This window comes from Rhizobium sp. TH135 (genome assembly GCF_002855515.1).
Classification (GTDB): Bacteria; Pseudomonadota; Alphaproteobacteria; order Rhizobiales; family Rhizobiaceae; genus Allorhizobium.
Map to the genome: position 1 here is coordinate 867,241 of NZ_PKRP01000001.1, position 19,880 is coordinate 887,120.

Here is a 19,880-nt window from a genome sequence, read left to right on the forward strand (position 1 = left end):
CTCCCGTGTAAAGCGCATCCGCCGGCGGTCAGCCGGGCAGCTCCGCCAGTCCAAAACGCATGTCTTGCAGATAGTCCCTCTGATAGCGCCGGCCGGTGAGCGGACCCAGGACCGCCAGGCACAGGAAGAGGAGAATGATTTCAAAGGTGTAGACGACCAGATACCCAGCAGCCGGGGTCATCATGGCCTCGCCCAGCGAGCCGTTGAGCGCCAGCGCATTGATCGTGTTCTTGATCACGCCGCCGGCCAGCATGCTGGCGCCGATCGCGGTCGCCTGCACGGCACCCCAGGCGCCGACGACAAGGCCACTGTCCGAGCGCTCGGCAATGCCCATGGCAGCCAGCATCGTGCCGACGGCGAATAACCCGCCGCCCAGACCGATACCGAAGGCACCGAGATGGAAGAGCGCGTTGAAACCGAGCGGCGAGGCGAAGATGACAGCCAGGAAGGCGCCAAGACCGATGAGCAGGCCCCGCGCCGCAACCCGGTACATTTGCGCGCCATGCTGCAGGCTGTGGGCTGCCCAGGCAAAGCCGATCATGGTTCCGAAGGCCCAGAGACCCGTCAGGCGCGTTGTTTCGCCAACGGACAGGCCGAGGATTTCGCCACCATAGGGCTCGAGCAGGATGTCCTGCATCGAAAAGGCCGCTGATCCGATGGCGACCGCCAGCAGAAGCCGCATGACGCCGGGCGCGCTGCGATAGTCTTCAAGCGCGTCGAAGAAGCTCGACAGATCCCGGTCGACCGCCGTGCGGCGCACATCGCGCGCCTCCTGCTTCCAGATGGCGATGACATTGATGATGATGGTGAGCAGCGCCGTGCCCTGGATGACCTGAATCAGCACCTTCGGCGAGAAATCGACCAGGAACACGCTGTAGAAGCTGGAGGCCCCGATCATGCCGGCGAGCAGCATAAAATAGAGGAGCGCCACGACCCGCGGGCGCTTTTCCTCGGGCACAAGATCACTGGCAAGTGCGAGCCCTGCGGTCTGCGACATATGCATGCCGAAGCCGGTCAAGATGAAGGCAAGGCTTGCACCTGCGGCGCCAGCCCAATCGGGGCCAAGCGTCTGCGATTGAAGAAGAAGTAGGGCAAAGGGCATGATCGCCAGGCCGCCGAATTGCAGCAGGCTGCCGAGCCAGACATAGGGAACACGCCGCCAGCCAAGCACTGATTTATAGGTATCCGAGCGGAAGCCGAAGAGCAGCCGCAGCGGAGCAGCGAGAACCGGAATGGCGACGACCGCCGAGACGAGCGCAACGGAAACACCGAGCTCGACGATCAACACGCGGTTCAATGTCCCGGTCAGGAGAACGAGCACGCAACCGGCGGAAACCTGGAACAACGAAAGACGCAGCAGCCTCGACAGCGGCATCTCGGCCGACGCCGCATCCGCAAACGGCATGAAGCGCGTTCCGAGCTTCTGCCAGAACGAGATCATTTTGCGGTTGGCGGCAGCGATCGTCATGACCGGATCACCTCCATAGCTTGCGAGGTATAGAACCCGACGGCGACCTTGTGGCTGCGACCGGCCTGCCAGTCGGCAAAGTCAGGATGGTTGACCATTTGTCCGACAAGCCGCGCCGGATCGACCGGATAGATCGCGGGCGCCCGGTTGCCGCGCGGGAACACCTTGCCCGCAGCCAGCATGGCCCGCAGCAGGCGCGAGCCCGGAGCGAGCGTAAAGATCATCTGACGCGAGGTGCGTTCGGCCAGCGTGTGCAGCACACGAACGGCGTCGGCAGGGCGGTAGTGGATCAGTACATCCATTGCCACCACCGCATCGAAGCGACCGTGGCGCGGATCGAGCATGTCGCCGCTATGGAAGGTGACCGAGCCTTTGAAGCGGCCCTGCGATGCTTCGATGTCATGCGCCCGCTGGCGGGCATGGGCAATCATCTGCGCGGAGAGATCGATGCCAACGACTTCGGCACCACGTGCGATGAGCTCGAACGAAAGAACACCGGAACCGCAGCCTGCATCGAGGATGCGCCAGCCCGTCAGATCCGCCGGAAGCCAGGAAGCGAGCGTACCGCGCATCTCATCGCGACCTTTGCGTACGGTGGCGCGGATGCCGCTCACCGGCTGGTCGCCGGTCAGCCGCTTCCAGGCATCGAGCGCGGTGCGGTCGAAGTAGTGTTCGATCTCGCCGGTGCGTCTGATGTAATCGGCCTGGCTCATGACAACCTCACTCGAAACCGAGAAATTCGAAGATTTCCCGGTCCTTCATCGGTTCGGCCTCAAGTGCTGGCGTACCCGCCCAGAGGCGCTCGGCCAGTTGCATGTATTCCTTCTGGATGCCGAGGATCTCTGGGCTGTCGCCCATCTCGAACAGCGTGCTCTTCTTCAGCCGGCTGAGGCGCACATGGTCACTGTCCGGCACATGAGCGAGGCGGGTCAGCCCGATCGCCGCGTTGTAGCGGTCGATCTGGTCCGTCTCGCGTGACCGGTTGGCGATCACGCCGCCGAGGCGCACATCGTAGTTCTTCGACTTCGCCTTGATGGCAGCGACGATCCGGTTCATTGCGAAGATGGAATCGAAGTCGTTGGCAGCGACGATGACCGCGCGCTCGGCATGTTGGAGCGGCGAGGCAAAGCCGCCACAGACCACGTCGCCGAGAACGTCGAAGATCACGACATCGGTGTCGTCGAGCAGGTGGTGCTCCTTCAGGAGCTTGACCGTCTGGCCGACGACATAACCGCCGCAGCCGGTACCGGCCGGCGGGCCGCCCGCCTCGATGCACTGAACGCCATTATATCCTTCGACCATGTAGTCTTCCGGACGGAGTTCTTCCGAATGGAAATCGACCTTTTCGAGAACGTCGATGACAGTCGGGATCAGGCTCTTGGTCAGCGTGAAGGTGGAATCATGCTTCGGGTCACAGCCGATCTGCAGCACGCGCTTGCCGAGCATGGAGAAGGCGACCGAGAGGTTCGACGACGTCGTCGACTTGCCGATCCCGCCCTTGCCATAGACAGCAAAGACCTTGGCGCCGTCGATCTCCATCGTCGGGTCGAGATGCACCTGAACGCTGCCTTCGCCATCGGCACGCTCCCGGAGCTTCTCGGCGATGCGGGCCTCGCGTTCGGCGATCTTGCCATGGGTGTAGATGTTCATTGGGCAGCCTCCCTGACCAGCCCCTCGAGACGGTCTTCCAATTCTTCACCGGCCTGTTTCAGGGCGGCGAGCGTTTCTGCATCCGGCTGCCAATAGTTGCGCTCATGCGCCTCGATCAGCCGGTTGGCGACACGGGCGGCCGAGGCCGGATTGAGTGTGGCTAGTCGTTCGCGCATGGCAGCGTCGAGCACGAAGGTTTCGGTGATCTGCTGATAGACCCAGGGGTCCACATCGCCTGTCGTGGCTGACCACCCGAAGGTATTGGTGACCTGCGTCTCGATGTTGCGCACACCCTCGTAGCCATGCTTCAGCATGCCTTCGAACCACTTCGGGTTCAGCGTGCGTGTGCGTGTCTCTAGCGCCACCTGCTCACCGAGGGTACGAACACGTCCCTCTCCCTGCGTCTGGTCGGAGATGAAGACCGGCAGCGTCGCACCACCCTTGGCCCGCGTGACCGCCTTGGTCAGGCCGCCCAGCGTGTCGAAATAGTTCTCGATGGTGGTCACGCCGATCTCGACGGAATCGAGGTTTTGATAGGCCATGTCGACCTGACCGATCATCGCATCGAACACTTCGGCCTGGTGACTGGTCTTGCCGCGACGGTTGATCGCGAAGCTCTTGCGATTGCTGTAGGTCTGGGCGATCTCGTCATCGTCGCTCCAGGACGACGACGCGACCAGCATGTTGACGTTGGAGCCATAGGCACCATCGGCATTTGAAAAGACCCGGTAGGCCGCAGCCTCGATATCGCAGCCATGGCTTTCGCAATAGGCGAGCGCATGTTTGCGAATGAAGTTCATCTCGACCGGCTCGTCGGCCATAGCGGCGAGATAGCTGGCCTCGGCCAGCATGCTGGCCTGGATGGGCAGGAGATCCCGGAAGATGCCCGACAAGGTCATGACAGCATCGATGCGCGGGCGCTGCAGTTCCTCGAGCGGCACCAGAACAGCGCCGCAGACGCGATTGTAGGCGTCGAGTTTCGGGCGGGCGCCCATCAGCGCCATGGCCTGTGCCAGCGGCGCGCCACCGGTCTTCAGATTGTCGGTGCCCCAGAGAACCACAGCCACCGTTTCGGGCAGGCGCCCATCCGTGGCGAGGTAGCGTTCGAGGATCTTCGCCGCCTGGCGCTCGCCGTCCTGGACAGCGAAGGCGCTCGGGATGCCGAAGGGATCGAAACCATGGATGTTGCGACCGGTCGGCAGGAGTTCGGGCGTGCGCAGCAGGTCACCGGATGGCGAGGGAAGTACATAACGACCATCGAGAGCCCGGATCAGGCCGTCGATTTCGCCGTTGTCCGCAAGCTCACGGTTCATCGTGACCAGCTTGTCGACACTCTCTTTGAGCTCGGCATCCGCATCCTTCGTCATCCGCGCGACGGAGACGAGGTCGCTCTTCGCGATGGCACCCAGCAATTCAACCTGCCGCCCGTGACGGCTGATCGACGGCATGTTGGTCGCGACGTGCTCCAGCATTTCCAGCCGTTCGGCTTCGTCCATGCCGCGGCCGGCAATGTGCAGGCCGTGTGGGATCAGCGCATATTCAACCTCGGCCACCTCGGCGACCAGCTTCTGGATGACATCGGCCTCGGCGAGCCCCAGCGTGTCCTTGCCAAGTTCGAGCTGTCCGGCCTGAACCTGGATCAGCTGGAACAGCCGCTCACGCTCAACCAGAGCTTCGGGAGCCGCAGCACGGTGGCGATCAAGGCTGCCCTTAAGGTCGCTCAATCCCTTGTAAAGACCAGAATGGGTGATCGGTGGCGTCAGATAAGAAACGAGCGTGGCCGCAGACCGGCGCTTGGCGATCGTGCCTTCCGACGGATTGTTGGCCGCATAGAGATAGAAATTCGGCAAGGCGCCGAGCAAACGGTCCGGCCAGCAATCGCCTGCCAAACCAACCTGCTTGCCCGGCATGAATTCGAGCGCACCATGGGTGCCGAAATGCAGCACGGCATCGGCCTGGTAGGTCTCGCGCAGGTAGCGGTAGTAAGCGGCAAAGGCGTGGTTCGGCGCAAAACCGCCCTCGAACAGCAAGCGCATCGGGTCGCCTTCGTAGCCGAAGGGAGGCTGGATCCCGAGCAGCAGCTTGCCGAACTGACGGCCGAGCACGAAGAGGCCGCGACCATTGCTGAGCACACGTCCGGGTGCTGGGCCCCATTGCTTTTCGATGTCCGCCAGATGCACTTCGCCGCGTACATGCTGGTCGGCGGGAATGACCACATGGACATTCGCCTCTGTGCCGTAGAGTGGCGCATTGCCTTCGAGGATGGAGACCTTCAAGGCCTCGGCATCCGCTGGCAATTCGACGTCATAACCCTCCGCCTTCAGGCGGCGCATGGTTTCAAAGAGGCTTTCGAAAACCGAGAGATAGGCAGCCGTGCCGATGCTGCCGCTGTTCGGTGGGTAGTTGAACATGGTGATCGCAACGCGGCGCTCGAAGCGCGCCTTGCGACGCAGATCGACCATGGCGGTGAGCCGGTCGGCAAGGAGGGTTACCCGCTCGGAATCCGGCTGCATGCAGGAGCGACCCGACGGGCAGGCGCTCAGTTCGCGCGAGCAGATGCAGGGTTTCGGCTTGCCGCCACCATCGGACCGGCCACCGAAGACCATCGAGCCGATCGCACCATCCAGTTCGGGAATGGCGACCATCAGCGTGGTTTCGATCGGGGTCAGGCCCTGAGACGAAGACAGCCAAGCCTCTTTCGTCTGGAACTCGGTGACGAAGGCAGAGATATAGGGAACGTCGAGCGCTTCGAGCGTCTGGGCGGCAGCAGCCGCATCGCTATAGGCGGGGCCACCGACCAGGGAGAAGCCGGTGAGCGAGCAGAGCGCATCGATCGTTACGCCGCCATTGGCCGGCAGCATGTAGCGCTCGATGGCGCCGCGCATGTCGAGCCCGCTGCAAAAGACCGGCACAACATTATAGCCGCGGGTCTCCAGCTCGCGGATCACGCGGTCGTAGTGGCCGGTATCACCCGACAGGATATAGGTCCGCATCAGGAGCACGCCGATCGTGCCGCGACCACCCGAGACCGACGGCAGATCGGAAAGACGCGTCGTCACGCGCGGCTTGATCCGCGGATGATAAAGGCCGACCTCCGGATATTCGACCGGATCGCCGGCACTCAGCCGACCGGCAAGCGCCTTGCGCTCGCCCTTGGCATATTTGTTGACCAGGAGCCGCACCATATTGGCGATGTTCTCGTCCGAGGCGGCGATGCGATACTGCAGCGTGAGGAAATAGTTGCGCACGTCCTGGGCAGTGCCCGGGATGAAGCGCAGCAATTGCGGCAGGCGACGCAGCATGGCGAGCTGACGCTCGCCGGCGGTGCGACCGCTGTCCTTACCACCGCGCGAGCTTTTTCCCCGGAGCTTCTTCAACAAGGCCAAGGGACCCTTTTGCTCCTCGCTCATGCGGAAGCGGCCCATGGAGGTGTATTTCATGATCGTGCCAGCCGACATGCAGCAGACCATGGCATCGCATTCGCGGTGCCGCGCTTCGAGCACATCGGCAATTGCCCGCACATGCTCCTCGACGAAGATCATCGAGACGATGACGATGTCGCCGGCCAGGATTGCCGCGCGACAGTCCTCAAGGCTTGCCGGATCGTCGTTCCAGTCAGTCGCAGCATGCACTGAGAGGGACAGACCCGGCAGATCGACGGCAAGTTTGCGACGGGCGTCGTCGACGGCTGCCCCCATGTGATTGTCCAGCGTCACCAGCACAACCCTGACCGGGGTGCTGTCAGCGGGCGAAATGAGCTTTCGCGTCATACAGCGTCTCCACGGTAATGGGTTGAATGCCCTTGCCGGCGGCGAAGAGCTCTGTGTTGCGGCGTGCCTTGCCGCGCACGAAGAAGGGTATTTTCTTCAGTTCAGTCTCGGCTTCAGCCGTCCAGCCGACAGGTCCTTCAACAACGGCAGCAGCGGCAGGAGCCGCAACTTCAACCGGGGCGGCGGGCGCAGGAACCGCAGCATGAGTTTCATGCAGATGGGACGCGGTCGCCCCGTCGTTGAATTCGAAATCGTCGCGGAACATCTGCAACAGGTGCTCTTCGAGCCCCATCATCAGCGGATGAACCCAGCTGTCGAAGATCACGTTCGCGCCTTCGAAGCCCATCTGCGGCGAGTAGCGGGCCGGGAAATCCTGGACATGCACAGGGGACGAGATGACGGCACAGGGAACCCGAAGACGCTTGGCGATATGCCGTTCCATCTGTGTCCCGAGCACGAGTTCCGGGCGGGCGTCGATGATCGCCTGCTCGACATCGAGATGATCGTCGCTGATCAGCGCCTCGATGCCAAACTCTTCGGCTGCTTCCCGCACTTCGCGGGCAAATTCGCGCATATAGGTGCCAAGGCCGCAGACCTTGAAGCCGAGCTCGCGGCTGGCGATGCGGGCCGCGGCAATCGCATGGGTCGCGTCACCGAAAACGAAGACACGCTTGTTGGTGAGATAATTGCTGTCGACCGAGCGTGCATACCAGGTTGCCCGATCCTCGGCCTCGCCAACGAGTTCATCGTTCGGAAGCCCGGCCAATGCCCGCACTTCCGCGAGGAAGGCACGCGTGGCACCGACGCCGATCGGGATGGTCGAGACAATGGGCATCCCGAAGGTCTTCTTGAGATAACGCGCGGCGCTATCGCCGATCTCCGGATAAAGAACGATGTTGAAGGCAGCCTCCGGCAGGCGGGCGAGATCCTCAACCGTCGCCCCGAGCGGAGCCACGACCCGGACATCGATGCCGTTGGCTGCAAGCAGCCGCGAAATTTCCGTGACGTCGTCACGGTTGCGAAACCCGAGCGCCGATGGCCCGAGAATATTGCAACTGTTCGGCGCGATATCCGCCGGGCGCTCACGGCCACCGGTAAAGGTCCGCACCAGCCGATAGAAGGTCTCGGCAGCGCCCCAGTTCTCCTTCTTCTGATAGGAAGGAAGCTCCAGGGGTACGACCGGAATTGCCACGTCGAGCGTCTTGGCAAGACCTGCCGGATCGTCCTGCAGGAGCTCTGCGGTGCAGGAAGCACCGACCAGAAGCGCATCCGGCTGGAAGCGCTCGACGGCATCGCGGCAGGCGTTCTTGAACACATCGGCCGTCGAGCCGGCGAGATCACGCGCCTGAAATGTCGTGTAGGTAACGGGCGGCCTGGAAGGGCGCCGCTCGATCATGGTGAAAAGCAGGTCGGCATAGGTGTCGCCCTGCGGCGCGTGCAACACATAATGCACGCCCTTCATCGAGGCGGCGATCCGCATGGCACCAACATGCGGCGGTCCTTCATAGGTCCACATGGTGAGTTTCATGATGCGGCCCTCCGGTTGCCGGAGCGGTCGCCCGCGATCATGGCCTTGCGCGTCAGCGGACGAGCGAAGAGCTCGGCGAGATCACCGGCCTGCTCATAGCCCTGGATCGGGGTGAAGGCGAATTCGATCGACCACTTGGTCACAATCCCTTCGGCCTCGAAGGGATTGGCAAGCCCCATGCCGCAGACCACGAGGTCCGGCTTGGCGGCGCGGCAACGGTCGATCTGGATTTCGACGTCCTGGCCCTCGGAAATGGAGACACCCGGCGGCAGCATGGCAAGCTCGCCCGCCACATGTTCGCGGTGCAGATAGGGGCTGCCGACCTCGATGATCTCGGCGTCCAGCTCGCGGCTGAGATAGCGGGCGAGCGACGGTTCCATCTGGCTGTCGGGGAAGAGGAAAATTCGCTTGCCGGCAAGGGCACTGCGGTAATGCGCCGTGGCTTCGAGCGCGCGGCGGCGCGGTGCCTCCGTGATAGCCGCAAAGCGGGCAGGCGCGACACCGAACGTATCGGCAATCGCCTTCAGCCAGGCAGTGGTGCCTTCTTCGCCGAGCGGGAAAAGCGCGTTGATCCGGCGAGCACCGAGACTTTCAAGCGCTGCTGCCGTGGCACCGAGATAGGGTTGCGCCAGAATGAAGCGCGTCTCGGGACCGATCTTCGGCAGGCGCTCGCTGCTGCGGCCGGGCAGAAACACGACATCTTCGAGACCCATCTCATCGAGCAGCCGGGCAAACTGGTCCTCAACCACATCGGCGACGGAACCGGCCACCACGAGCTTGGCGACCTTTTCGCTTGCCCCATGGACGGCCTGATCGCGAACAAGAGCAGCGAGGAAATTGTCTTCGCCTTGGGTGAAGGTCGTCTCAATACCGCTGCCGGAATAGCAGAGCACGCGCGGCCTGGAGCCGAAGCGCTTGTCGAGACGTTCTGCAGCGCGATTGAGATCGAACTTGATCACCTCCGACGGACAGGAGCCGACCAACACCAGCATACGGATATCCGGGCGACGCTCGAGCAGCCGGGCCACTTCGCGGTCGAGTTCGTCATGCATGTCGACCATGCCGGCCAGATCGCGCTCTTCCATGATCGCTGTTGCAAAACGCGGCTCGGAAAAGATCATCACACCGGCAGCAGACTGGATCAGATGCGCGCAAGTCCGGGATCCGACCACGAGGAAGAAGGCATCCTGAACCTTGCGATGCAGCCAGATGATCGAGGTCAAGCCGCAGAAAACTTCATGCTGCCCGCGCTGGCGGATCGTGGCGGTCGGCGCGCAAGAAACGAGGGGCTGGTTCATGACGCGCTCCCCGACAGCGAAGAGCCATCTCCAAGCGCCCCGGCAGGACCGGCGCTGCCGGCCTGGTCGAGACGGGCCAGACGCAGCTTCCAGAGAAACTGTCCGGCATTGATGACGTAAGTGACATAGGCAGCGAGCGCGAGCGCCATCAACTGGTCGGCTGTCAGCGCACCGGTGAACAGCGCGACGAGATAAGCCGTGTGGAGCGCCAGAACCAGAATCGAGAAGACGTCTTCCCAGAAGAACGGACCGGCGAAGAGATAGCGGTCAAAGACCTTCTTCTCCCAGATCGAGCCGGTGATCATGATGGCGTAGAGGGTCAGCGTCTTCACGACGATGGAGATCTGCGCCGCAAAAAGCCCCTGGCCGGTGGCCAGAAAGCGCAGGATCAATCCAAGACTGACGAGAAAGACGAGAAATTGCACGGGAGCGAGAATGCCCTGCACCAGGGTCCACACACTTTCGTCGCGTCTGCGACGCTCATCCGGTGTGTAAAGCGCGCGGCTTGATGCCGATGGTTTGGATATGCGCATGGCAGTCATCCCTTCTCCCATCCCCTCCCAAAGGCGACCGGATTGCAAGAAGACTACCTCTCAGACAATCAAAGTGTCAACTTAGATTGACGTATATTTTGATTTACAGAAATGAAATCTCGGTCCATTCTACTCTTGCTCGTCCGACGGAACCTCGTACGTCTCCGCCCGACGCCGCACAGGGAGGTTTTCGCGGGCGGGGAGCACGGCGCGAGATGTTGGACGGTTCGCTTCACGGCGGGAATGACCCGCAAAATACCGGCAAACCTTCGGGATCCGAGGGTGTTAAGCCACTCAGGGGGCTTGTTGCGGGGAGCAAGAGCGCATACCTAACCCAGAGCGAAGGAGACAAACTCCGACGCCTGATTGAGGGAACGGTAGCTTCGATGACCGCCGAAAAGCTGTCAACGCGATACGACCGGGGTCTGGAGCACGATCGCCTTTATGATAGGGCGCTCGCAGAGTTTCGTTTTCTCATCGTCAATCCGCGCACGCGCGTGGCATCGCTCAAGGCCTTTCTCGAACATGAGTTACCGCCGGGCCGCCCCCATTATGTAAAGGTCCTCTTCCTCGAAACCGTGGCGCGCCTCCTGGGCAAGGACTGGGTTGCCGACGAATGTGATTTCATCGATGTCACGATCGCAACGGCACGCTTGCAGGAAATGGCCATCTCGCTTTCGGTGGAGCTTCGGGGAACCGTGCAAGGCGGGGATACACCGGGCGCCCTGGTTTTGACGCCTTTTGGCGAGCAGCACACGCTGATGCCGCATCTGATTGGCCTGCTTTTCGACAGCCTCGGCTGGACAAGCGAAGTACTGGAGCCTGCGGCAACAAGAACACGGGCCCTGGAACGGGCTGTCGAAGGGGCAGACGTCGCCTGCATCGGCTGGAGCAACGCGAGACTGGCGACAGAATTCAAGACACTCGTCCAGGACGTGCGGAAGCTTCGAAAAGGCCCCCGGCTGCCTCTCATCGTCGGCGGCGCAGCCGCACTGGATTCCATTGATTTTCTTGTCAGTTTGGGGATTGACTGCATCTGTGACAGCGTTTACTCCGCCGTCAGGATCTGCGACAATTATTACGAACTCGAGAGAATCAGCCAGCAGGCCCGCGCCGCAGGCCTAACGGCAGTGGTTTCACCAAGCGGAATTGATTGGCTCACTCCATGAAGCCACTGAACGGTCAAAGCGGTACGGATGGCTTCGCAGTTGCTGACAGCCTGCTGAAGACCCTCGACCTGAATTCAATCGGTTCGCTGGTAAGCCTCGGCGCCGACGTCGTGATCCTCGTCGACCGCAGCGATATAGTCTCCCAGATATTCCTCGCAGGCAAGGACCTTGCGGATTATGGGCTGTCGAAGACCGTTGGCAAGCGACTTCAGGACTGCGTGACCATCGAATCGGTGCCCAAGATTGTCTCCATGCTGTCGGCCGAGACCAGCCACCATCCGGTGCGGGGCTATCAGGTCAACCACAAATGCAGCGGCAAGCCGGATCTGCCGGTTGTCTATTCCGCTTACCGAGCCAAGGACTTCCCCTATACCATCGTCGTTGGCCGCGAAATGCGCCAGCAGATGCTCGACCAGCAGCGCCTGGTCCAGACGCAGATGGAGCTCGAGGCGGATTACCGCGAGCTGAAGGAAGCCGAAACCCGCTACCGCACTGCCTTCAAGGTCGCGACAGTCGCCTACGTGATGCTGGACGGTGAACGGCGAACGATTCTCGACGCCAATCCGGCCGCAAGCACCCTCATGTCCTCGACCGGGGCGCCGCTGTCCGGAAAATCCATTCGCGATCTTTTCGCGAAGGAGGATCGCGATCGGGTGGGTGACGCCATCAGCGAAGCGCGCCACAGCCCGGGCCCCGTCAACCTGGACGGCGTCACCATTGCAAAAGGCGAGCCGGTTTCGCTGACGATCCGGTCCTACCGGGAAAACGGCATCACCAATGTGCTGCTCGCGATCTGGCCCGCCGATCAGGATCATGAAACAAGCCGGCAGCGGACGGAGAAGCCTTCAGGCGGCACGGCGCTGGAGATTGCCGACCTTCCTGAAGCGGTCGTACAGACCGATGCAGAAGGCCTTGTCCTGGCCGCCAATACGCTCTTTCTAGACCTGATCCACGCCCCGTCGCTGACACAGGTTCTCGGCCGCAATATCGGCTCCTGGTTTACCACGGCGGCCATCGATATCCGGGTCCTCTACGCGCGCCTGCTGGACGAACCTTCGATCCGCGGCTTTACCTCGACGCTGACTGACAACCTTTCCGGCGAGAGTGCCGTCAGCATTTCTGCCCGCCTCAATGCGTCGAACAACACGATCCAGTTGATCGTCGTGCCGCAGCCCACGGGCAGCGATCGGCTGACCATCCCCTCGCCCGGCGTCCCCGAGCAGGCGGAAGGGTTCTCCGCCCTTGTCGGCAAGGTTCCGCTGAAGGATCTGATCCGCGAATCCCTCGACGTGATCGAAAAGATCTGCATCGAGGCAGCACTTGACCAGACCAACAACAATCGCGCTTACGCAGCCGAGATCCTCGGCCTGTCGCGCCAGAGCCTTTACATCAAGCTGCGCCGCCACGGACTGGAAGACTACCGTCCAGGCAGCGTTCGTCAAGGCTGATCGACGCCGAAACTGTCAATTTGAGTTGACACATTCATGGGTGCGGCTTAGCCTTCTCCCATGGCCCAGATCCCTTCACATGTTCCGGCAGCCCTTTACCCGACCGCCTCCGCGGTCGTGCAATTATTGAAGCCGATCACCTGGTTCCCGCCGATGTGGGCCTTCACCTGCGGTGCGATTGCCTCCGGCGCCGGCCTCACTGACCGATGGTTCCCGGTCGCACTCGGAGTGCTGCTGGCAGGACCACTTCTCTGCGGCACCAGCCAGGCGGTAAACGATTGGTTCGATCGGCATGTCGATGCCATCAACGAGCCCGACCGTGTCATCCCGTCCGGACGCATGCCGGGACGATGGGGACTGATGATCGCCATCGCCATGTCTGTGATATCGATGGCTGTAGCAGCCCTGCTCGGTCCGCTGGTCTTTGTCGCCGCCCTCGTCGGCCTGGCGCTCGCCTGGGGCTACAGCGCCCCGCCTTTCCGGTTCAAGCAGAATGGCTGGATCGGCAATGGGGTCGTCGGCCTGAGCTATGAGACTCTTCCCTGGATCACAGCCGCGACGGCCGCCCTCGGGGCTAGCCCTTCGAGGCTCACAATGCTGGTCGCCCTGCTCTATGGATTGGGCGCGCACGGCATCCTGACCCTCAACGACTTCAAGGCGATCAAGGGCGACCGCCAGATGGGCGTCAACACGCTGCCGGTGCTGCATGGAGCGGCCAATGCAGCCCGCATCGCCTGTCTGGTGATGGCCGCGTCCCAGGCCGGCGTGATCCTCCTGCTCGCGAACGCCGGTCTCTCGACGGGGGCGGCACTGGTCGCGACCGTGCTTGCCTTGCAGCTCATCTGCATGATCCGCTTCCTGCGCGATCCCGAAGGCAAGGCCGTGTGGTACTCGGCCGTGGGCGTCGGGCTTTATGTCAGCGGCATGATGGCGGCAGCGGTGGCCCTGGGTTCGCTGCCTCTAGCGGCAACATCTGCGGGATAGGAGGCGGCGATCATGAGCCAGGCATTCGGAAATCCCACAACGACCCTGCCCCTCGCCCCGGGACTGAGCTGGCTATCGATCGTCCGGCTCGGACTGGTCCAGGCAGCGCTCGGCGCCATTGTCGTGCTGACCACTTCCACGCTCAACCGTGTCATGATCGTCGAACTGGGCCTCGCCGCCGTCATTCCAGGCCTGCTCGTGGGACTGCATTACGGCGTGCAGATCACGCGACCGGTCTGGGGGCATAAATCAGACACCGGACGATCGCGCACACACTGGATCCTGGGCGGCCTCGCACTACTAGCAATCGCCGGAACCGGCGCTGCTGCCACGACACTTCTGTTCGAGCAATCCTTTCTCGCCGGCATCCTCGCAGCAATCCTCGCCTATCTCCTGATCGGCATTGGCATCGGAGCGTCCGGCACCTCCTTGCTCGCCTTGATCGCCATGAAGACCGCCGTCGAACGCCGTGCGGCCGCAGCCACGATCACCTGGATGCTGATGATATCCGGCATCATCGTCACCTCGATCGTCGTCGGCGCTCAGCTCGATCCCTATTCGCATGAACGACTGATCGCGGTCACGGCGGCAACGGGTGTGGTGGCTTTCGGGATCGGGCTTCTCGGCGTTGCCGGCATGGAGAAGAAGCCATCCGTCGACAGACAGGAAGAGCGCGCGGCCACGACAAGCTTTCGCGAAAGCCTGCAGGATGTCCTGGAGGATCGCGAAGCGCGGCTTTTCACCCTGTTCATCTTCCTGTCGATGCTCGCCTTTGCAACGCAGGACCTCATCCTTGAGCCCTATGCGGGCCTTCTTTTCGGCATGACACCGGGAGAAACGACAGGCCTTTCAGGGACCCAGCATGCCGGCGTTCTGCTCGGCATGATCCTTGTCGGCATATCGGGGGCCTTCTTCGGAAAGCGTTACCCCCATCTGCCGCGCCACTTCATCATGGGAGGCTGCTTTGGGTCTGCTGTGGCACTCGCGGCCCTTGCGCTTTCGACCCAGTCGGCGCCGCTCTGGCCTCTCGAAATCAACATCTTCCTGCTCGGCGCCACAAACGGCGCGTTTGCGGTCGCCGCCGTCGGCACGATGATGATCCTCGCCGGACAAGGCCGAAAATCCAACTACGGCATGCGCATGGGCGTCTGGGGCGCGGCACAGGCCATCGCCTTCGGGCTTGGCGGCGTGCTGGGAACCGTGGCGCTCGATCTGGGACGATGGCTGACAGCAAGCGATGCACTGGCCTTCGCGGCCGTCTTCACGATCGAAGCAAGCCTCTTTCTCGTGTCCACCATCGTGGCAACCCGCATCGGCCGACCAGCACTGACAAGCTCGAACACACTGCCTGACGCCGCCATCATGCCCGGAGAATGAACCCTCAGGCCGGACCACCGGCAGGGAGAAGAGCATGCCGAAGATCTATGATGTCGCCGTGATCGGCGGAGGCCCCTGCGGCGCGATGGCCGCCGAAGAACTGGCGCAGAAGGGCCACAGCGTTGTTCTGGTTGATCCCGACAACAAGATCAAACCCTGCGGCGGCGCCATTCCATCGAGGGCCCTTGCAGACTTCGCAATCCCGGAGACACAGCTTGTGGCGCGCGCCAATGCTGCACGCATCATCGCGCCCTCCGGCAGAACGGTCGACATGACGATTGGCGATATCGGCTATGTCGGCATGGTCGATCGCGCCCATTTCGACCCGTACCTCCGCCAACGTGCAGCCGATGCCGGCGCCGAGCGACTGACGGGAAAACTCGATGACATCCGGGAGGCCACCGATGGATTGCTCGATCTGACGATCGCGCGAACCACGGAGGATGCAGGCAACGTCCAGTTCAGAGCACGCCGGGTGATCGGGGCCGATGGCGCCAATTCTGCGGTCCGCCGGATGATGTTTCCCGCATCCAAGAAACCACCTTACGTTTTCGCCTATCATGAGATCGTCGAAAGTCCCGAAGGCGCCAACCCGGAAATCTTTCGGGCCGATCGCTGCGATGTCATCTACGACGGACGGATCTCACCCGATTTCTACGGCTGGGTCTTCCCCCATGGCGGCCAGACCAGCATCGGCACGGGCACGGCCGTCAAGGGCCACAACATCCGAGAGGCGACCACCGCACTGAAGCTGGCGGCAGGCCTCGGCGACTGTCGGGTCATCAGGCGCGAAGGCGCCCCCCTTCCCCTCAAACCCATGCGTCGCTGGGATAATGGTCGCAACATTCTGCTGGCTGGTGACGCCGCGGGAACGGTTGCCCCCTCATCCGGCGAGGGCATCTACTATGCGATGCTCTGTGGTCGCCTTTCGGCAGAAGCGGCACACCAGTCGCTGCTCGCAGGAAACGGACGAGCTTTGGCGGGGGCGCGGAAAACCTTCATGCGGGCCCATGGCCGTGTCTTCCTGATCCTCGGCATCATGCAGAAGATCTGGTATCGCAATGACAGGCTGCGCGAGAAATTCGTCGCGATGTGCGCCGATCCGGATGTCCAGCGCCTGACCTGGGAGTCCTATCTCAACAAGAAGCTCGTTCGCCGCGATCCGCTCGCGCATCTGCGCGTCTTTGCCAAGGATCTCGCCCAGCTCTTCGGCATGCCTGCGGGGCAGCGATGATCGCATGGGTGACGGAAATCTTCACCTCGGGCTGGATCAGCGTCGTGGCGATTGTGGTGCTCTGGGCCGTCACCCTGCTAGCAGCAGGGCGCACGCCAAGGCCCAAGTCCACTCTGGCAGGCCTAGTCCCCAACGCTGTCTCGGGAAGCTGCCTTCTTGCGGCCTTTGGCCTCGCGATGCGCCAGGGACCTGTCCCATGGCTCGCACTTCTGCTGACTGCTTCGCTCGTCGCCTTCCTGATCGATCTGCGGATCAGGCTTCGGGATTGAGACGCCGAACGGAATAGTTCAAGGCTGCGGCCGCCGAAACCCACACGAGATAGGGAACGAAAAGAAGCGATGCGAGCGGCGCCACGGGCCAGGCCGCGAGAATAAAAAATGCGACCGACAGCCAAAGGACCGCCACATCCACGAGCGCCAAGTCCATGCGCCGCATGCCGAAGAAGAAATACGACCAGAGCGCGTTGACGATTATCTGCAGTGTCCAGATGGCCATTGGCAGCGACCACCCGGCCGTCGTCCAGACGAGCCAGCCAGCGTAACCTATGAACAGATAGAGTATTGTCCAAACCACCGGAAAGGCCCATTTTGGCGGGGTCCAGCTTGGCTTGTCGAGTCGTTCGTACCATTCACCAGGTTTGAAAATCGCACCGCTCGAGGCCGCCGCGAAGACGATGACAATAAAGACGACTGCGGCCATGATCCGGCTCCGGGTTCGTTTGCGTAGTATGAAAAGCCTACAGCCTGCATCTCGGTTCCGATGATGGCACCACGAAGCGAGGCGAACCCGTCGGTAAATGGACCGGCTGGTCGAATTTCATGCCAGCATTACATCTTAATTTCATCCGCGATGCCATGGGAGGATACACATGTCGAGGATAATTGCAGCCGCATGCACAGCCGCAGCACTCTTGCTGTCTTCAAACGCCTTCGCCCAGGAAGGCGATGTTGCGGCCGGCGAGGCGGTGTTTAAGAAGTGCAGCGCCTGTCACAACGTCGACAGCGCCAAGCACAAGGTCGGCCCTTCTCTACAGGGCGTGATCGGTCGGCAGCCCGGCGTCGCCGAAGGCTTCAAGTATTCCAAGGCCATGGTCGACTTCGGCGCCGGCAAGGTCTGGGATGATGCACAGCTGACCGCTTACCTCGCCAATCCCCGTGGCGTGGTCAAGGGAACCCGAATGGCCTTTGCGGGCCTGAAGGAGCCGAAGGAAATCACCGATGTGATTGCCTACCTCAAAACCTTCACTCCGGCCCCGTAATCGGCGCTCGCATTTCCGCCGGAACAAGCGTTCCGGCGGAAAATTCGGCAAAAAGTGTAAAAAAAAGTTTACATATCGCTCGTCTTCTCCGACTATGCAGATGTTGCACCATTTTCAGGCATCCGTCGTTTATCGCGCCAGTCCGGCACCTTGAGCCTCGGCAGACCTCAGAGAAATGGGCTCGTGCGTGGGAGGAAAGCGCAGTGGGCTTGTCTAGTGCGAATAGCATCGCCACCCCTTTGCTCGACCAGGTGAGATCCCCGGACGACTTGAAGGAAATGGATCGCGACACACTCTGTCGCCTGGCACAGGAACTGCGTGCGGAAACCCTCCGGGTGGTATCCGAAACCGGCGGTCATCTGGGTTCGAGCCTGGGCGTGATCGAACTCACCGTTGCCATTCATGCAATCTTCGCAGCTCCCCGCGACACCATTATCTGGGACGTCAGCCACCAGTGTTATCCCCACAAGATCCTGACGGGACGGCGCGACCGCATGCGCAGCTTGCGCAAGAAAAACGGCCTATCCGGTTTCACCCGCCGCGGTGAAAGCGCCTTTGATCCGTTCGGCGCCGCCCATTCCTCAACCTCGATCTCTGCAGGCCTGGGTTTTGCGACCGCACGCGACCTGAAAGGTGACGACGGCCATGTGGTCTGCGTCATCGGAGACGGCGCTATGTCTGCGGGCATGGCCTTCGAGGCGATGAACAATGCCGGCAGCTCCGGCCGGCCCATGATCGTCATCCTGAACGACAACGATATGTCGATTTCAGAATCGACGGGCGCGCTGTCGCACCACCTTGCCGCTGTCCGAAAGGGCCCGGGTGAAAATACCGGCAATCTCTTCCAAAACTTCGGCTTCGACTATCGCGGCCCCGTGGACGGCCATGATCTGGACCTCTTGTTGCCGCTGCTTGCTGAACTGCGCGACAGTGAGCACGGGCCGATCCTTCTGCATGTCGTGACGCAAAAGGGTGCGGGCTACGCCCCGGCTGAACGGGCTGCCGACAAGTATCATGGCGTGAACCCCTTCGATGTCGAAACGGGCGTCCAGACCAAGGTCCAAGCCAAGGCGCCGAGCTATACCCGGGTCTTCGCCGACGCACTGATTGAAGAAGCACGACACGACGATCGCATCGTCGCGATCACCGCCGCCATGGCCGCCGGTACCGGCGTCGATCGTTTCCAAGCGGCATTTCCCGATCGCGGATTCGATGTCGGCATTGCCGAACAACACGCGGTCACGTTCGCAGCCGGCCTTGCCGCCAGCGGAATGAAGCCCTTCTGCGCCATCTACTCGACCTTCCTCCAACGTGCCTTCGACCAGATTGTCCACGACGTCGCGCTGCAGCAGCTGCCGGTGCGCTTCGCCATCGACCGAGCAGGCCTCGTCGGAGCAGATGGACCCACCCATGCCGGGTCTTTCGACATTCTTTATCTGGCCAACCTGCCGGGCTTCACCGTGATGGCTGCAAGCGACGAAGCGGAATTGGTGCATATGGTGGCGACTGCCGCAGCATACGACGACGGTCCGATCGCGTTTCGCTATCCGCGCGGCGAAGGCACAGGCGTCCCCTTGCCGACCCGCGGAGACCTATTGCCGATCGGGCGGGGTCGTATCGTCGAACACGGCAGTCAGGTGGCGCTTCTGTCCTTTGGAACAAGGCTGGCAGACTGTCTGAAGGCAAGGCGTCTCCTGGCGCTGGAAGGCATCTCAGTGACCGTGGCTGATGCACGTTTCGCCAAGCCGCTCGACACGGCGCTGCTGGCGGATCTCGTCGACAACCACGCCATGCTGATTACGGTCGAAGAGGGCGCGACCGGCGGCTTTGGCGCGCTGGTTCTCCACCACCTGGCCAATCATGGAATGCTCGATGGACATTGCGCGGTTCGAACGCTGACGTTGCCGGACACATTCATCGCTCAGGCGAGCCCCGATGACATGTACGAGGAGGCAAGACTGACGGCGCGACACATCGCCGCCACGGCGCGCAACGCACTGGGCGTGGCGCGACCACATGCCGATATTCGCCGCTCAACACGGGCCGGCCAACAAGAACTGCCGACGCGCCTGCACCGCGCGGAGGATCGCTAACTAAACCACAAGACGTTGAATCGCGTATTCGACCACAAGAGGTTTGGCGTTGGCCAAGGAATGCAGTAGC

16 protein-coding genes are annotated in these 19,880 nt (G+C 62.1%); 8 read left to right on the top strand and 8 right to left on the bottom strand.

Features of this window, described 5'->3' with window-relative positions; all coding sequences use genetic code 11:
- Nucleotides 1-28: 28 nt before the first annotated feature.
- From C0V73_RS04150 to bchF, 7 genes are read right to left on the bottom strand one after another with little or no spacing between them, the layout of a single operon-like run.
- Nucleotides 29-1,468 carry a BCD family MFS transporter gene (locus tag C0V73_RS04150; RefSeq protein ID WP_102018693.1) on the bottom strand — a complete coding sequence of 480 codons (1,440 nt, stop codon included), beginning with the start codon at nucleotides 1,466-1,468 and terminating at the stop codon, nucleotides 29-31.
- Complete coding sequence (gene bchM / locus C0V73_RS04155) at nucleotides 1,465-2,181, bottom strand: magnesium protoporphyrin IX methyltransferase (protein WP_102018694.1); 717 nt, start codon at nucleotides 2,179-2,181, stop codon at nucleotides 1,465-1,467. The genes C0V73_RS04150 and bchM overlap by 4 nt, the downstream gene beginning before the upstream one ends.
- A gap of 7 nt (nucleotides 2,182-2,188) precedes the next feature.
- Entirely contained in the window at nucleotides 2,189-3,118 is a 930-nt protein-coding gene (gene bchL, locus C0V73_RS04160) for a ferredoxin:protochlorophyllide reductase (ATP-dependent) iron-sulfur ATP-binding protein (protein ID WP_054147805.1), read from the bottom strand.
- Complete coding sequence (locus C0V73_RS04165; RefSeq protein ID WP_102018695.1) at nucleotides 3,115-6,888, bottom strand: magnesium chelatase subunit H; 3,774 nt, start codon at nucleotides 6,886-6,888, stop codon at nucleotides 3,115-3,117. Before C0V73_RS04165 ends, bchL begins: the two co-directional genes overlap by 4 nt.
- Nucleotides 6,860-8,416, bottom strand: coding sequence for a ferredoxin:protochlorophyllide reductase (ATP-dependent) subunit B (bchB, locus tag C0V73_RS04170; RefSeq protein WP_102018696.1), 1,557 nt, complete (start codon nucleotides 8,414-8,416; stop codon nucleotides 6,860-6,862). The genes C0V73_RS04165 and bchB overlap by 29 nt, the downstream gene beginning before the upstream one ends.
- On the bottom strand, nucleotides 8,413-9,714 hold the full coding sequence (locus C0V73_RS04175; RefSeq protein WP_102018697.1) for a ferredoxin:protochlorophyllide reductase (ATP-dependent) subunit N: 1,302 nt from the start codon (nucleotides 9,712-9,714) through the stop codon (nucleotides 8,413-8,415). Before C0V73_RS04175 ends, bchB begins: the two co-directional genes overlap by 4 nt.
- On the bottom strand, nucleotides 9,711-10,256 hold the full coding sequence (gene bchF, locus C0V73_RS04180; protein WP_102018698.1) for a 2-vinyl bacteriochlorophyllide hydratase: 546 nt from the start codon (nucleotides 10,254-10,256) through the stop codon (nucleotides 9,711-9,713). The genes C0V73_RS04175 and bchF overlap by 4 nt, the downstream gene beginning before the upstream one ends.
- A gap of 377 nt (nucleotides 10,257-10,633) precedes the next feature.
- Between bchF and C0V73_RS04185 the strand changes: the two genes are divergently transcribed.
- Genes C0V73_RS04185 through C0V73_RS04210 form a run of 6 tightly spaced genes read left to right on the top strand, consistent with a single transcriptional unit; the run spans nucleotide 10,634 to nucleotide 16,728 of the window.
- Nucleotides 10,634-11,416: a cobalamin-binding protein gene (locus C0V73_RS04185; protein ID WP_102018699.1), complete on the top strand. Its 783-nt coding sequence runs from the start codon at nucleotides 10,634-10,636 to the stop codon at nucleotides 11,414-11,416.
- Nucleotides 11,413-12,864, top strand: coding sequence for a transcriptional regulator PpsR (ppsR, locus tag C0V73_RS04190; RefSeq protein WP_102018700.1), 1,452 nt, complete (start codon nucleotides 11,413-11,415; stop codon nucleotides 12,862-12,864). The genes C0V73_RS04185 and ppsR overlap by 4 nt, the downstream gene beginning before the upstream one ends.
- Before the next feature lie 60 nt (nucleotides 12,865-12,924).
- Nucleotides 12,925-13,848: a chlorophyll synthase ChlG gene (chlG, locus tag C0V73_RS04195; protein ID WP_102018701.1), complete on the top strand. Its 924-nt coding sequence runs from the start codon at nucleotides 12,925-12,927 to the stop codon at nucleotides 13,846-13,848.
- 12 nt (nucleotides 13,849-13,860) lie between these two features.
- The gene (locus C0V73_RS04200; protein ID WP_102018702.1) at nucleotides 13,861-15,225 is read left to right on the top strand and encodes a BCD family MFS transporter; all 1,365 of its coding nucleotides are present in this window, start codon (nucleotides 13,861-13,863) and stop codon (nucleotides 15,223-15,225) included.
- A 34-nt stretch (nucleotides 15,226-15,259) separates the two neighbouring features.
- Complete coding sequence (locus C0V73_RS04205; RefSeq protein ID WP_102018703.1) at nucleotides 15,260-16,459, top strand: geranylgeranyl diphosphate reductase; 1,200 nt, start codon at nucleotides 15,260-15,262, stop codon at nucleotides 16,457-16,459.
- On the top strand, nucleotides 16,456-16,728 hold the full coding sequence (locus C0V73_RS04210) for a hypothetical protein (protein WP_102018704.1): 273 nt from the start codon (nucleotides 16,456-16,458) through the stop codon (nucleotides 16,726-16,728). The genes C0V73_RS04205 and C0V73_RS04210 overlap by 4 nt, the downstream gene beginning before the upstream one ends.
- Here the strand turns inward: C0V73_RS04210 and C0V73_RS04215 are convergent.
- Nucleotides 16,712-17,158, bottom strand: a complete 447-nt coding sequence (locus tag C0V73_RS04215) for a TspO/MBR family protein (RefSeq protein ID WP_102018705.1) — start codon at nucleotides 17,156-17,158, stop codon at nucleotides 16,712-16,714. The two genes, C0V73_RS04210 and C0V73_RS04215, sit on opposite strands and share 17 nt — an antisense overlap.
- A gap of 169 nt (nucleotides 17,159-17,327) precedes the next feature.
- Here C0V73_RS04215 and C0V73_RS04220 point away from each other — a divergent pair, with 169 nt between their 5' ends.
- The gene (locus tag C0V73_RS04220) at nucleotides 17,328-17,717 is read left to right on the top strand and encodes a cytochrome c family protein (RefSeq protein ID WP_102018706.1); all 390 of its coding nucleotides are present in this window, start codon (nucleotides 17,328-17,330) and stop codon (nucleotides 17,715-17,717) included.
- 203 nt (nucleotides 17,718-17,920) lie between these two features.
- Complete coding sequence (locus C0V73_RS04225; protein ID WP_102018707.1) at nucleotides 17,921-19,810, top strand: 1-deoxy-D-xylulose-5-phosphate synthase; 1,890 nt, start codon at nucleotides 17,921-17,923, stop codon at nucleotides 19,808-19,810.
- Nucleotides 19,811-19,880 lie beyond the last annotated feature (70 nt).